Below are 12741 nucleotides of genomic sequence, written 5' to 3' on the forward strand. Positions count from 1 at the left end.
ACGATGGTGGTCTCCTCCCACTCCCCGGACGCGACGATGGCCCTGCCTTCCGACGCGACCATGGCCCTGCCGCGGTCCACGCCGGACGACCCGAACGCGACCGTGATGGTGTCCCGGCCTGCGTCGGACGACCCGAACGCGACCGTGGTGGTGCGCCAGCCTGATTCTGATGATCCGAACGCCACGACGGCTTTCCCGGCCGGGGGCTCGGACGAGACGGTGGTCGTGCGACCGGCCTCATCCGGCAGCGAGTCGGACGAGACGATGGTGGTCCGGGACGCCGGGGCGGTCTCCGCCACCAAGGACACCGCTACCGACGACGCCACCGAGGACGAGGAAGAAGAGACGCCGATCGAGGTGCTCGAGGACCTCACCGGCAACCGGGCCCGAGCCGCCGATGACGACTCGCCGCCGCAGGTGGGCAGCAAGCCGTGAGCGAGCGAGAATCGACCCCATGAGTGTGTTCGCCGACCTGGTCGGGCAGGACGAGGCCGTCGAGACGCTGCGCCGGGCCGCCGCGGCCGCCGCCCGGATCGTGGCCGGTGGTGCCGACGGCGGGAACGGCGCCATGACCCACGCCTGGATCTTCACCGGCCCGCCCGGGTCAGGACGCTCGGTCGCCGCCCGGGCCCTCGCCGCCGCCCTGCAGTGCGAGCGTGACGGCGTCGGCTGCGGCGAGTGCCACGGCTGCCACACCGTGCTCGGCGCCACCCACGCCGACGTGCGTTTTGTGGTGCCCGAGGGCCTGTCGATCGGCGTCAACGAGATGCGCGCGCTGGTGCTGCGGGCCGGCAGTGCTCCCTCCGGCGGCAAGTGGCAGGCCGTGGTCATCGAGGACGCCGACCGGCTCACCGAGGCGGCCGGGAATGCGCTGCTCAAGGCCATCGAGGAGCCTCCCCCGCGTACCGTTTTCCTGCTCTGCACCCCGTCGACGCACCCGGACGACATCTCGGTGACCATCCGCTCGCGGTGCCGGGTCGTACCGTTGCGGCAGCCGCCCGCCGAGGCCGTGGCCGAGGTCCTGGTCCGCCGGGACGGGATCGCGCCCGACGTCGCGGCCTGGGCCGCGGCCGCCGCGCAGGGCCACGTCGGCCGGGCCAAGCGGCTCGCCAACGACCCGGAGGCCCGCGGCCGCCGGGAGGCCGTGCTCGCCGTGCCGCGCCGGCTGTCCAGCGTCGGTGCCTGCTTCGACGCGGCCTCCGCGCTGATCGAGGCCGCGGAGGCGGAGGCGGCGACCGCATTCTCCGAGAACGACAGTACGGAACGCGCGGCGCTGGAGCAGGCGCTCGGTGCCGGCGGTACGGGCCGGGGCGCGGCCGGAGCGATGCGGGGCGCCGCCGGTCAGCTCAAGGAGCTGGAGAAGAAGCAGAAGTCCCGGTCGACCCGCTCGCAGCGGGACGCGTTGGACCGGGCGCTGGTGGATCTCGCCGCGTTCTACCGGGACGTGCTGGTCACGGGCCTGAAGGCGCCGGTCGCCGTGGTGCACCGCGACACCGCCGAGCAGGCGGCCGCGGCGGCGGGCAAGTGGACGCCGGAGAGCACGCTGCGCCGGCTGGAGGCCGTGCTGGCCTGTCGCGAAGCCATCGAGCAGAACGTGAAGCCGAAGATCGCCGTGGAAGCGATGATGCTCAATCTCTGGCGCGGATAATCCACAAGGGACGCGCGGGGGGATGCGCGACGGTCGGCCAACCGGGTACGGTCGCGGTGCCGTAAAGCAACCAAGGCGGTACGCCCGGTAAGGAGCCTGTGGATGCCCCGCGAGATCGACGAGGCATGGATCGACGAGGCGATCGAACGTTACCGCCGCCTCGACGTGCTGCGGGCCGAGTTCGAGAAAGCGGTCGCCGGGCACGTGGTGTCGGTGCACTCGCCGGACAACTCGATCGAGGTGCTGGTCACCGCGGCGGGCGACATCACCGACGTACACATCCGTGGCAGCCTGCAGCACCGCACGGCGGCCGACCTGGCCCGGGAGGTGCAGGCAGTGGTGACCACCGCGACCGAAGCGGCCCGCTGGGCCCGGGAGAAGCTGCACGACGAGGTGTTCGGGGCGTTCCGATCGCTGGGAGACCGCTGACATGGAGAAGCTGGCCGAACGCCTGGAGTCCGCGGCCGACGCGCTGACCACAGTGGACCGCTCGCTGTCGGCCCACGCCTCGTCGCCGGGTGCGTTCGGCGCCGACGACGAGGGAGTGCCGGGCCGGCTGGGCCGCCAGCTGCACGACCGGTGGCTCGAGGTGCTCGGCGCCCGCTCCCGGGAGGCGGCGGCTGCGGCGGCCCACCTGACCACGCTGGCGGCCGACGTACGGCTGACCGCCAAGGCCTACACCGAGACGGACGACGAGGTCGGCCGCCGAATCCGCCGGAGCATGTGATGGATCGGCTGGACCGCCTCCTGGCCACGGCCGGGCCGCTGCTGCGCCGGGTCGACGACGTCCTCGTCACGGTCGGCGCGCCACCGGAGCACCGGGTGTGGATCCAGCTGCGCCGGGTCCGCCTGCTCCCGGGCGACGCGGCGCGGGCGGTGGCAGTGCTACGCCCCGACGAGCTCGGGGAGGCGGCGCCCGAGCTTCGCGCGGACGCCAGGGCCTATGCGGTGCTCGCCGCGTCCCTGCCGGGGCCGGGGGAGTGGACCGGGGCGGCGGCCGAGGCGTACGACGTGGCCCGGCAGCGCGCGGCAGCACACCTCAGCGGTGGCCCGGAAAGCCTCGACGAACGGTTGCAGGCGTCGGCGGACCTGGCGGACTCGCTGGTCACCTGGATGCGGTCGGCCCGCGACTCCCTGGCGGAGGTCCTGACCGAGGTGCTCAGCTCCGCCGAGGCGGTGACCCTGGCCGCGACCGAAATGGACCTCACCACGCCCCGAGAGCAGGAAGCGGCGGCGGACATCGCGGTGAAGGTGCTGCAGGCGGTCGCCGACGGGTACGAGCCGGGCGCGGAACTGTTGCACACCTCGGCCCACCTGGCCGAGCCACTGGTGGCTGTGCGGTGACGACGGGCGCCACGCTCGGATAGCCGGTTCCGAGCGCGGCGCCGCGTCCCCTGCACCCCCCGCAGGTCCACGTCTCACTCAACGCCTGCGGTGGACCTTTGTCGCCCGGGCGCCCGGGGAACGAGCCGCTCGTCCGGGCAGAACAGCACCTGCGGACGGCAGTTATCACCTCGATGGACCATGTTCGACCGGCCCCCGGAGGGAGACGCAGGTCAGGGGCGAGGGCGGCCGCGCATACCGAAGATCAGAGCTGCCGCGCCCGCGATCAGCAGGGCGACGCCGGCCAACGCCAGCACGTCCACCCGCGGACCGGTGATCGGCAGGCCACCACCGTCGCCGCTGACCACGCCCGACGGACCGGCCGCGGGTTCGGGGGCCACGGCGGCCACTTCGAGCAGTCCCATGTCGAGGTCGAGGACTACGTCGGTGCGGTTGGGGGCGCTGTCGGCGTACGCCTGGCGGTCGGGACCCTTGGTGATCGCGATGGTCATCGCGGTGGCCTTCGCGGCAATGGCGTGACCCGAGACGGCCTGGCGCACGTCGCCGAGCGAGATCGTGACGGTCGTGCCGGGGCCGGTTGCCGGCGCGGCCTCGGTGCCCTGGCCGGGGTCGGCGATCGGCGGGACACCGGGGATGGTCGGCAGGGGGAGTGGCGGGACTGGGTTGAGCGCGCCGGCTCCAGGCAGGCCGGAGAAGAGTCCCTTGCCGTTTTTGTCATGATCCCTGGCGGGCGCGCCGGGCTTGCGAACGTTGTCGTTGCTCGCGCCAGGCGCTTCGGTGCCGCCCTTGTGGACGCGCTTGTCGTCGGGGCCCGCCTTGCCGTTGCGGCCGTTGCCGCCGTTGCTGTTGCCGTTGTCCGCTTTGTCGGCGCCGCCGTTGCCGTTGTTGTACTTCTCAGCGCGGTTGCCGGCGTTGTGAGCCTTGCCGTTGTCCGGATCGCGCTGAGCCGCGAGGCGGTAGGCCGAGCTCCCGCCACCGAAGGCGCCGTGACCGGCGCCGTCGTTGTGAGCCGAGCCGTTGTAGTCCTTGCCACTCCCGGTTTCGTCCTTCCGGACCCTGCCCTGCCCGGCAGCCGCCTCGCCGTTCTCGTCCAGCCGCAGCTCCACGTTGTCGCCCGCGGTGTCCAGCCGAGCGGTCTCGAACCCCTCTCCGGACACCTCGATCACCGCCGGTTCGTACCGAACCTCGCCGCCGTCCGCGCCCGACATCGTGGCCAGCAGCGACGGCGGCTTGACCACCTTGACCGTGACCTTCCCGCCCAGCAGCTGCACCTTGCCGCCGGCCATGGAGGCCGCCGCAACAGCCCGCGCGGCCGGCCCGCGCCGCTCCATCGCCGTCGTGCTCAGGCCCGAGACCTTTCCGGGTACGCGAACCAGCGCAGCATCCCCGCCGTCGAGCACCCCAGCTCGCCGCAGCACCGCCTCGGCCCGGGTCGCCTCGCCGGCAACGTTGCCGCAGGCCATCCTGGGGTCCCACTGGGCGTGCACGCTCAGCTCACTCGCACCGAGCCGGAACGGGCCGACCTCGGTGGCCGCATGCCTGCGCTGCTCGGGCTTCTTGTGGCTGGGCGGAGCGGTCTGCTGCAGCACCTCGGCGAGCGCCTGCTGGTCGGCCGGGCCGCCGTCGAGGACCCGGCCCAGCGCCGCGGCGTTGACGGGTGCCTGCGCGACCAGGGCGGATTTGGCGTCGCCCACGCCGACGTCCTTGATCGGCTGGTCGTCGCGGCCGGCCGGGCCGAGGTCGAGGTTGGCGATGCGCATGAGCTGGGTGCCGGACTGGGCGGCGTACCGCAGGGCTTGTTCGCAGGGTGCGGGCGCGGCGGCCGCGGGCAGCGGCACGAGCAGGGCCCCGACCACCCCGAGCGCCGCGGCTTTGAGCCGGGCCCGGGTGGTGCTGGGAACGCCCTGGTCGGGCTCGGCGGGTGTCACAAGATCAACCCGTGCTGGCACGGCGGGCATCATGAAAAAGTCCTCCCCCAAGGATCACCGCAATGAGCGGCGTCTACGGGATGGCCCAACGAGAGTCAATGCCAGGGGTTGCGCTGATCTATGTAGTTCTGCGCTATTTCGCACCGCCGGTCCGTCGCCGTAGGGTGTGGTCATGGGCATGCTCTGCGCCGTCAGCTTCAACCGCTACGGCCGTCTCTACTACCTCGACCCGGGCGAGTTCTCGCCCCAGGTCGGTGACCGCGTGCTGGTCCCGACCGACGACGGGCCCGAGGTGGCGGAATGCGTCTGGGCGGCGCAGTGGGTCAGCGAGGACACGGACGGTTTCCCCAAGGTCGCCGGCCTCGCCGACGACCGCGACCTGCGCCGTGATGAGCTGCTGCGCAAACGCAAGGCCGAGGCGAAGGTCGCGGCCAAAAAACTGATCAAGGCCCACGAGCTCCCGATGAAGGTCGTGGCCGTCGACCACGTCCTGGAGCAGGCCGGTACGGGCGGCGCCCGCACCACGATCTACTTCACGGCCCCGCACCGGGTGGACTTCCGTTCCCTGGTCCGCGACCTCGGAGCGACCCTGCACTGCCGGGTGGAGCTGCGCCAGTTGTCGGCCCGCGACTCGGCCCGGGTCCAGGGCGGCATCGGCTCCTGCGGCCGGGACCTGTGCTGCGCGACGTTCCTGACGGACTTCGAGCCGGTGACGATCCGGATGGCCAAGGACCAGGACCTCCCCCTGAACCCGTTGCGCATCTCCGGCGCGTGCGGCCGCCTGATGTGCTGCCTCAAGTACGAACATCCCCTGTACCAGAAGTTCCAAGCGTCAGCACCGGCCGTGGGCAGCCGGGTGACGACCCCGGAGGGCGACGGCAGGGTGGTCGCTCACAGCGTCCCGAAGGACGCGGTCGTGGTCAGGATGGACGCGGACGGCTCCCGCTGCTCGTGCAGCCGGGCCTCGGTGTGTGGCCCGCGCCAGGCCCACGACGAGCAGTACTCCTGAGCGGCCCAGCGGTCCGGTGGCCCGGCGGCGCTGCGGCCCGGCCTTCGGCAGCCCAATCGCCCGGCAGCCCGGTCGTCCGGTGGCGCGGCGTCCCGGTGGCCCGGTGGCGTGGTGGCCCGGCGGCGCTGTGGCGCGGCGGCGCGGCGGCCCGTCCGGCGGTGCCCGGCGGCCCGGCATAGCCTGACGTCATGAGGGTTGTGGTCATCGGCGGCAGCGGGCACATCGGCACGTTCCTGATCCCGCGTCTGGCCCGCGCCGGTCACGAGGTGATCAGCATCAGCCGCGGGCAGAGCTCCAGCTACACCGACGATCCGGCCTGGCAGCAGGTGCGGCAGGTCAGCGCGGATCGGGAGGCCGAGGACCGGGCGGGCACCTTCGGCGATCGTGTCGCCGGCCTTCGCCCCGACGTCGTCATCGACCTCATCTGCTTCACCCTCGACTCCGCGACTGCCCTCGTTGAGCGGCTGCGCGGCGAGACCGGCCATCTGCTGCACTGCGGCTCGATCTGGCGCGCTGGCCCAAGCGGGAAGTTCCCGATCACCGAGGACAACGCGGCCCCGCCGCTCGGCGAGTACGGCATCGCCAAGGCCGCCATCGCCGACCTGCTGCAAGCCGAGACCAGGTCCGGCGGATTGGTCACCACGTCGCTGCACCCCGGCCACATCGTCGGTCCGGGCTGGCACCCGATCGGCCCGCTCGGCAACCTCGACCCCGGGGTCTGGGCCAGGCTTTCCGCGGGGGAGCCGATAGACGTGCCGGGGATCGGTGCCGAGTTCATGCACCACGTGCACGCCGACGACGTGGCCCAGGCCTTCGAGGCGGCCGTCGACCACCGGGCTGCCGCCGCCGGGCAGGACTTCACCGTCGTCGCGCCCTCAGCGCTCAACGTTCGCGGCTACGCCGAGATCGCCGCGTCCTGGTTCGGCCGGACGGCGGAGCTGCGCACGGTGACCTGGGAGCAGTTCCGCAGCGGCGCCAGCTCTGACGAGGCGGCCGAAGCCAGCTGGGAACACCTTTCCCGCAGCCACTACTTCAGCATCGACAAAGCCCGCACGCTCCTCGGATACACACCGCGCTACGAGCCCGAGGACGCGGTCCTGGAATCAGTGCGCTGGCTCATCGACCATGACCAGCTCCCCGTGGCCGGCCCCCTCAAGGTTTGATCGCCTCCTACAGCTCTGCCGTGCCGGGTGCCGCCGGAACCGACGACGGCGCCGGGTGAGCCGGGCCGTCCACCACGATCGGTGGCTCGATCAGGTGCGTCAGCAGCGGCTCCTCCGGGCGCAGCCACGAACTGTCCGGCGCCCCGTGCGGGTCGGCCGTCCACTGCCGGCAGATCTTCTCGACGCCGATCGGGTGCACGGTCAGAGTGCCGTCCGCCGCGATATGCAGGCGGAGAAAGCTTTTGGCGTCCTCGATGCCCTGGCCCGCGAACAGCTCGTTGACGTTGACGTCGAAATAGCTCGCGATCAGCAGATATAGCGCCAGCAGCTGCGTCGCCAGATAAGCGATCAACGGCCCGTAGAGCACCGCAGCCACCGCCAGCGGTCCGGGCCAGGCCCAATCTCGGAACGGCAGTTGCAGCCACACCCAGGTGCCGCCCGCCGCGAGCGCTATCTGGGCAAAACCGTGGGCCAGCCCGAGGATCCAATGCCGGGCGTGTTTGTCGGAGCTGGCCCCCGGCGGCTGCGCGAACAGCACCGTGCCGGTCAGGATCAGCACCAGCATGAAGACCAGCGGGATGCTGAACAGCCGCTGGATCGTGCCGCCCTGGCTGGCCGCGCCCGCCATGGCCAGCATGGTCAGAGTGTGGACGATGCCGAGCATCGTGGCGAAGCCGGTGTTGCGCTGCGGGAGCTTGCCGAAAACTCCCCAGCCCAACCGCCGGGACTGCGTGGCGCTCGGAAAGCGGGACGCCAGCGAATACTCCCGGCTGCGGCTGGCGCTGCGGGTCAGCGTCTCCTTCGGCGGCACGGTCAGCGTCTCCGGCAGCTGGTGCGTGCCCAGCAGGTAGGCGCCGCCGCCACCGCAGGTGATCAGCTCACGGTCCTCGCCGGTGTAGCGCGCGTAGTGGTGCAGGTCGCCGGAGACGAGCAGGCGGACCTGGGCCCCGGTCGGCGCGAGGATGGTGCGGATGAAGTAGTCGACCGCGTCGTACGCCTCGGGCTTCTTGGCGGCCTTGACCCAGGTCGGCGACGGCGTCATCAAGATGATCCGGTCGTCGGGGCCGAGGTTGCGGGCGGCCTTCTCGAAGTAGAGCAGCTGCGGGTCGTCGATGTACGCGCCGAACTGCTCGTCGATCGCGAACAGCCACCAGTTGGCCGGCAGCTCCACGGCGAAGTACGAACGGCGCTGCTGGGTGCGCCAGCCGCCGATGTGCCCGTCCTTGCGGCGTGCGAAGAGGCGCAGGAATGCGGTCAGGCCGTCGTACCAGTCGTGGTTGCCCGGCAGGGCGAAGAGAGTGGGTCGCGGCCCGCCGGCCGGCGCCTCCGGCAGGGCCGCGCGGTACGGCCCTTTCATCCGGTTTTCGTAACCGTCGCCGTTGGCGAGCGGATAAACCTGATCGCCGCCCATGAGCAGCACCTGGCCGCGAGGCAGGACCCGGCCGTCGACCTCCAGCTGTGGCTGCGCCAACAGGTACGCCACCGAGTAGGTCGCGTGGAAGCCGTCGCCCAGGTCGGCGACGTAGTCGAGCCACAGCTCACCGTCGGTGCCCGGCTGCTGGAAGGAGTCGCCGGAGAGGGCGTTCTGCAGCTCGCGCTTGTCGAGATAAGCGCCGAACAGGGTGGCCATCAGCGTGCGCAGACCGGTGTTGAGCAGCAGTAACGGAGCCAGCCAGCCGACTGGTCGCTGAGGCGTGAACCCGAGCTGCTGTGGATCCATGCTCACCGGCCGCCGCGCCACCGAGGGCTCAGCCTCGGCGGACCGCCGTCGATGCCGCGGGGGCGGCTGTTGATCGGTCACGAGAGGCAGACTAGTCCGGGGGTATGACACCCGCCGTCCGCTTCCGGCGCGTCGCAGCCGGACCCGTTCAGGAGTACGACGACCGATGCAGTAGACTCAACGATCGTTGCCGCCTTAGCTCAGTCGGCTAGAGCGACGCACTCGTAATGCGTAGGTCGACGGTTCGATTCCGTCAGGCGGCTCCAGCTACGAGAATGGCCCGTGATCAGGCGATATGCCTAGGTCGCGGGCCTTTTTCATGCCCTGATCAGGGAGGCTCCAAGGAGCCCGGAGTTGCACTATTTGGTGGCAGTAGGACCGCGAGGTTACCTTCCATCAACGCAAAGACTGCAGCTTCGTCGACGCCAGCGCACTCGAGCAGCACCTCCCACGCCTTGTGGTCCTGTCCCGCACCCATCGGGCCGCCCTGCTGGTGGCGCCCGGTTGAGCCCTCACGGCTCCCGGGCTGTCGCCGTCTCCGGGGACGGGAATGGGGAAGCTGGGGTGGGCCGGTGCAGGACCGGGCCACCCCCGGCGCATTACTTCCGCGGCCAGACGTAGATGGCCGCGATACTGAGCGCGAGCGCCGTGATGACGCCGGCGACCGCGATGGCGTACCGGACGGTCTCGGCCGGCGTGCGCCACTCTCCGGCGACTGCCAGGATGGTGCCGACCGCGGTGATGAAGCTTCCCGCGGAGAGCAGCGCGGTCTTGACGACACCCGCGCGGTGATCGGGATCGTCTTGTCCTGGTTCGGGATTGCTCGTTACAGTGGCCATGTCTCGCCTTTCTGATGGAACTTTGACCGGTACCTGGAGAGCTGCGACACGACGGCCCGCTGGCAGGCGGGCCGTCCTCACTCTGAGAACGTTCAGTGGTGAAGGCTTGCAGAGCCGCAGCCGGATTCTTGGAGTCGCGGACCAGCACCTGCTCCGCCACCTGGGCTGCCTCGACGCAGATACCTGCAGCGCAGTAGCTGCTCTTGCGCCATCCGGGCCGTTCTAGAGTTCACGATGTCTCCGGCTTCGTTCGTACACCGACCGCGGAGTACCGAGTGCAATGAATCACGATCTTTGGTGGCCCTGTAGTTATGTCTCCAGGCCTTTGATGCGACTGTCGATGAATCGGATCGTGTCCGTCTCGTCATTCGACAGATGCCAAAGTTGTTCGAACCGCCGCCGGTGGCGTGCGTTGGTCGCCCTGTCCTCGACGATCTCGTCCGCCATGCCGTTCTCGCGATACAGAACTTCGCTGTCCGTATCGCTGTCGCTCAGTGAAAGGAGGTCATAGCTACCATTGTTCGCGATGGGATAGTCCAGCGCGTAGGGCAGCATTCGGAGATGTATGAGCCCACCGCCGGCCAAGCGCCGCATCTCGCGCAACTGCTCCGCGAAGACTCGCGCCCCGCCGATGGGCCGCATGAAGACGGACTCCTCCAGCAGGACGTACATGTTGACGGCCTGTAAGCGCGCGAACAGGGACTCCCGGCGCAGTTGCCGCGCCTTGATGAGGAGTTGGACGCGGTCGCGGGATCCGATGTCTTCTTCATCGAACTGTCTGGTCAGGGCGCTGGCGTATTCTTCCGTCTGCAGCGGACCAGGCATGTAGTAGATCGAGTACGAACGAATAGCGACAGCCTCGGCCTCGTACTCGATAAGGCGGCTCGCCGCGTCCGAGAGGTGGGCGCGGAACTCCGGGGCCTGGTGCCACGCCTGACGCTGCCGGGCCCGCGCAATTCGCGCCGACATCACCTTCAGTCATGAGTCCTTCATCAGCGCGAGGAGTAAGTCGGACGAGGCGATCGCAACCTCGCTGTGGCTGTCTTGCGGACAGCGAGGTTACGACCAAATCGTACTGAGCACGAATCACCGTGTCTCTGACACATCCTGCGTTGAGCGAAGGCCCCCGTTCGGCGAGGGCCCGGGCCCGGGCCCGGCAGGAGCCTGACCTTGCCCGGGCCGGCAAGGCCCGAAGCCCCCTGCCAATGATCCACTGTGAGTGACAAACTTGCTGAGTCGGTGGGCAGATGGCTCCAAAGTACGGCCGTGACGAGAGGAAACGGTAAAGGCTGTACGTCTGTCCATGCGGTCCCGGAAAGGACACGGGGTGTTGCGGCGAGTGGGTTTCTTCCGCGAGTTCTACCCGGACCACCGCTCGATGCCGTGGCTGCGTGACCGCACAGGCACGCGCCGCATCAGGTCAGAGGCGAAGATCGTCGAGTACCTGCGCGCGGGCCACATGATCGCCGGGATCATGGAGTGGTCGACCGACGTCCTGGACGGCACGTCGTTCGAGGAAGGCTCCGGAGCCCCCTCGTTGCTCACCGACGGCACCTGGCTGTGGCGCCAGGATCTCGCGCACTACGTCGAGCGCCACCACGTCGAGCTGCCCGACGCCTTCGTGCTTGCGCTCGTGGAATCGGGCTTCCGGACGCCCGACTTATCGCCACAGGAGCTCGCCGCGTTGACCGCGGCCGAAGAGGAGGGCCTCGGCGGCGACTGGTGGGGCAAGCCCTGACCGACTCAGCTCGGGAACGCGCACATCTTCCACCGCTCCCTGTCCTCATCAAGGATGTAGACCTCCTTCTCCCGGGTCCCATCCCCCCGCTGCACATCGACACTGACCGTCGCCTGCCCGCGCGCGTGCTCCACATCCGTCAACAGGATCTGGAAATCCGTGACCGGCTTCTCCGGCGGCCCGGCGAGGTCCTCGAGCCGGAACTCCTCCTTCGCCTCCGCGCACAGCCCGTCGTACCCCGCCTGGCTGAGTCCGTCGCGGCGGTCCTCGATGAAGGCCGCCGTCGTTTTCTCGACCTCTTTCTCGATGTCGGTCACGTGCTTGAGCCGGAAGAAGAGCCGGCCGAGCCCCAGGGCGCACACCAGCACCGTCAGGATGCCCACCGTCGCCAAGACGATGAGCCAGGTGCGGCGCTTGCGGGGCGGGGGCGTGGGAGCGGGAGCGAAGGCCGGCGGCGGGAACGAAGTCACCGCGCCACGATAAGGGGCAGTAGCGCCTGCTGTACTCCCGGAGGGCAGCCTGCTTCATCGAAGCTGAGCCGTGATCTCCCTAGCGTCTGAGGAGACCGCACAACACCGCTTCGGAAGGCCCCAGCCATGTCAGATATCGCCGTCACCGTCGAAGGTGTCAGCAAGACGTACGGCGGTGAGCAGCCCGTAGTTGCCCTCGCCGACGTCGACGCCTGGTTCCTCAAGGGGACCGCCACCGCCGTCATGGGGCCGTCCGGCTCCGGCAAGAGCACGCTGCTGCACTGCGCCGCCGGGCTCGACCGGCCGTCCTCGGGGCGGGTGCGGATCGGGGACACCGATCTTTCGTCGATGTCCGAGAAGGCGCTCACCAAGCTGCGCCGTAACCGGATCGGTTTTGTGTTCCAGGCGTTCAATCTGGTCGGCGCCCTGACCGTCGAGCAGAACATCCTGTTGCCGTCCCGGCTCTCCGGCACTCGCCCGGACCGGGCCTGGCTCGCCGAGGTTGTCGACCGGGTCGGGCTCGGTGACCGGCTGGGGCACCGGCCGTCGGAGCTTTCCGGTGGTCAGCAGCAGCGGGTGGCGATCGCCCGGGCGCTGGTCACCCGGCCCGAGGTGATCTTCTGCGACGAGCCCACCGGGGCGCTCGACACCCAGACCGCGGCCGAGGTGCTCACGCTGTTGCGGTCGGTGGTCGACGACGCCGGGCAGACCGTGATCATGGTGACCCACGACCCGGTCGCCGCCTCGTACGCCGACCGGGTCATGGTGCTCGCGGACGGCCGGATCGTGCAGGACATGCCGCAGCCGGGGGCCGAGCGCATCGCCGAGCAGCTGGCCCGGCTCGGCCGTCGGCAGCCCGTCGCGAGCCGGGAGGGCTGAGCC

Annotated in this window: 13 protein-coding genes and 1 tRNA gene; 9 read left to right on the forward strand and 5 right to left on the reverse strand. The window is 70.2% G+C overall.

The annotated features are described in order from the left end of the window. The first annotated feature begins 454 nt into the window (after window positions 1-454). The 4 genes from ACQP2Y_RS01965 (at window position 455) to ACQP2Y_RS01980 (ending at window position 2992) form a co-directional block, all read left to right on the forward strand. A complete protein-coding gene (locus tag ACQP2Y_RS01965) occupies window positions 455-1648 on the forward strand; it encodes a DNA polymerase III subunit delta' (RefSeq protein WP_433724002.1) in 1194 nt (397 codons plus the stop codon). A 102-nt stretch (window positions 1649-1750) separates the two neighbouring features. After that, the gene (locus ACQP2Y_RS01970) at window positions 1751-2077 is read left to right on the forward strand and encodes a YbaB/EbfC family DNA-binding protein (protein ID WP_360550976.1); all 327 of its coding nucleotides are present in this window, start codon (window positions 1751-1753) and stop codon (window positions 2075-2077) included. A 1-nt stretch (window position 2078) separates the two neighbouring features. Next, window positions 2079-2375 carry a type VII secretion target gene (locus ACQP2Y_RS01975; RefSeq protein ID WP_433724004.1) on the forward strand — a complete coding sequence of 99 codons (297 nt, stop codon included), beginning with the start codon at window positions 2079-2081 and terminating at the stop codon, window positions 2373-2375. After that, the gene (locus ACQP2Y_RS01980; RefSeq protein WP_433724006.1) at window positions 2375-2992 is read left to right on the forward strand and encodes a hypothetical protein; all 618 of its coding nucleotides are present in this window, start codon (window positions 2375-2377) and stop codon (window positions 2990-2992) included. The genes ACQP2Y_RS01975 and ACQP2Y_RS01980 overlap by 1 nt, the downstream gene beginning before the upstream one ends. Window positions 2993-3204: 212 nt before the next feature. Here ACQP2Y_RS01980 and ACQP2Y_RS01985 read toward each other — a convergent pair whose 3' ends face one another. Further along, the gene (locus ACQP2Y_RS01985; RefSeq protein WP_433724008.1) at window positions 3205-4941 is read right to left on the reverse strand and encodes a hypothetical protein; all 1737 of its coding nucleotides are present in this window, start codon (window positions 4939-4941) and stop codon (window positions 3205-3207) included. A gap of 151 nt (window positions 4942-5092) precedes the next feature. Between ACQP2Y_RS01985 and ACQP2Y_RS01990 the strand changes: the two genes are divergently transcribed. Beyond that, window positions 5093-5929 carry a PSP1 domain-containing protein gene (locus tag ACQP2Y_RS01990; RefSeq protein ID WP_360550984.1) on the forward strand — a complete coding sequence of 279 codons (837 nt, stop codon included), beginning with the start codon at window positions 5093-5095 and terminating at the stop codon, window positions 5927-5929. Between the two features lie 188 nt (window positions 5930-6117). Then, a complete protein-coding gene (locus ACQP2Y_RS01995) occupies window positions 6118-7092 on the forward strand; it encodes an NAD-dependent epimerase/dehydratase family protein (RefSeq protein WP_433724011.1) in 975 nt (324 codons plus the stop codon). Between the two features lie 7 nt (window positions 7093-7099). Here the strand turns inward: ACQP2Y_RS01995 and ACQP2Y_RS02000 are convergent, their stop codons facing one another. Further along, entirely contained in the window at window positions 7100-8893 is a 1794-nt protein-coding gene (locus ACQP2Y_RS02000) for a metallophosphoesterase (RefSeq protein WP_433724013.1), read from the reverse strand. A 108-nt stretch (window positions 8894-9001) separates the two neighbouring features. Between ACQP2Y_RS02000 and ACQP2Y_RS02005 the strand changes: the two genes are divergently transcribed. Next, a tRNA-Thr gene (locus ACQP2Y_RS02005) sits at window positions 9002-9078 on the forward strand. A 333-nt stretch (window positions 9079-9411) separates the two neighbouring features. On the opposite strand, the gene ACQP2Y_RS02010 is transcribed toward ACQP2Y_RS02005, so the two are convergent. Both ACQP2Y_RS02010 and ACQP2Y_RS02015 read right to left on the reverse strand, forming a co-directional pair. Next, a complete protein-coding gene (locus ACQP2Y_RS02010; protein ID WP_433732435.1) occupies window positions 9412-9651 on the reverse strand; it encodes a hypothetical protein in 240 nt (79 codons plus the stop codon). 309 nt (window positions 9652-9960) lie between these two features. Further along, complete coding sequence (locus ACQP2Y_RS02015; RefSeq protein ID WP_433724015.1) at window positions 9961-10620, reverse strand: DUF5753 domain-containing protein; 660 nt, start codon at window positions 10618-10620, stop codon at window positions 9961-9963. 370 nt (window positions 10621-10990) lie between these two features. On the opposite strand from ACQP2Y_RS02015, the gene ACQP2Y_RS02020 reads away from it, so the two are divergent. Continuing rightward, window positions 10991-11389: a hypothetical protein gene (locus ACQP2Y_RS02020; RefSeq protein ID WP_433724017.1), complete on the forward strand. Its 399-nt coding sequence runs from the start codon at window positions 10991-10993 to the stop codon at window positions 11387-11389. A gap of 5 nt (window positions 11390-11394) precedes the next feature. Here the strand turns inward: ACQP2Y_RS02020 and ACQP2Y_RS02025 are convergent, their stop codons facing one another. Then, complete coding sequence (locus tag ACQP2Y_RS02025) at window positions 11395-11772, reverse strand: hypothetical protein (protein WP_433724019.1); 378 nt, start codon at window positions 11770-11772, stop codon at window positions 11395-11397. A 213-nt stretch (window positions 11773-11985) separates the two neighbouring features. Between ACQP2Y_RS02025 and ACQP2Y_RS02030 the strand changes: the two genes are divergently transcribed. Further along, window positions 11986-12738, forward strand: coding sequence for an ABC transporter ATP-binding protein (locus ACQP2Y_RS02030; protein ID WP_433724021.1), 753 nt, complete (start codon window positions 11986-11988; stop codon window positions 12736-12738). Window positions 12739-12741: the final 3 nt, after the last annotated feature.

Origin of the sequence: Actinoplanes sp. CA-051413 (genome assembly GCF_050955795.1) — a bacterium.
Lineage (GTDB): Bacteria > Actinomycetota > Actinomycetes > Mycobacteriales > Micromonosporaceae > Actinoplanes.

Excerpts from the sequence above, each read along its gene's own strand:
- ACQP2Y_RS01965 (WP_433724002.1), top strand. The coding sequence starts at position 455 with ATGAGTGTGTTCGCCGACCTGGTCGGGCAGGACGAGGCCGTCGAGACG.
- ACQP2Y_RS01970 (WP_360550976.1), top strand. The coding sequence starts at position 1,751 with ATGCCCCGCGAGATCGACGAGGCATGGATCGACGAGGCGATCGAACGT.
- ACQP2Y_RS01975 (WP_433724004.1), top strand. The coding sequence starts at position 2,079 with ATGGAGAAGCTGGCCGAACGCCTGGAGTCCGCGGCCGACGCGCTGACC.
- ACQP2Y_RS01980 (WP_433724006.1), top strand. The coding sequence starts at position 2,375 with ATGGATCGGCTGGACCGCCTCCTGGCCACGGCCGGGCCGCTGCTGCGC.
- ACQP2Y_RS01990 (WP_360550984.1), top strand. The coding sequence starts at position 5,093 with ATGGGCATGCTCTGCGCCGTCAGCTTCAACCGCTACGGCCGTCTCTAC.
- ACQP2Y_RS01995 (WP_433724011.1), top strand. The coding sequence starts at position 6,118 with ATGAGGGTTGTGGTCATCGGCGGCAGCGGGCACATCGGCACGTTCCTG.
- ACQP2Y_RS02010 (WP_433732435.1), bottom strand. The coding sequence starts at position 9,651 with ATGGCCACTGTAACGAGCAATCCCGAACCAGGACAAGACGATCCCGAT.
- ACQP2Y_RS02015 (WP_433724015.1), bottom strand. The coding sequence starts at position 10,620 with ATGTCGGCGCGAATTGCGCGGGCCCGGCAGCGTCAGGCGTGGCACCAG.
- ACQP2Y_RS02030 (WP_433724021.1), top strand. The coding sequence starts at position 11,986 with ATGTCAGATATCGCCGTCACCGTCGAAGGTGTCAGCAAGACGTACGGC.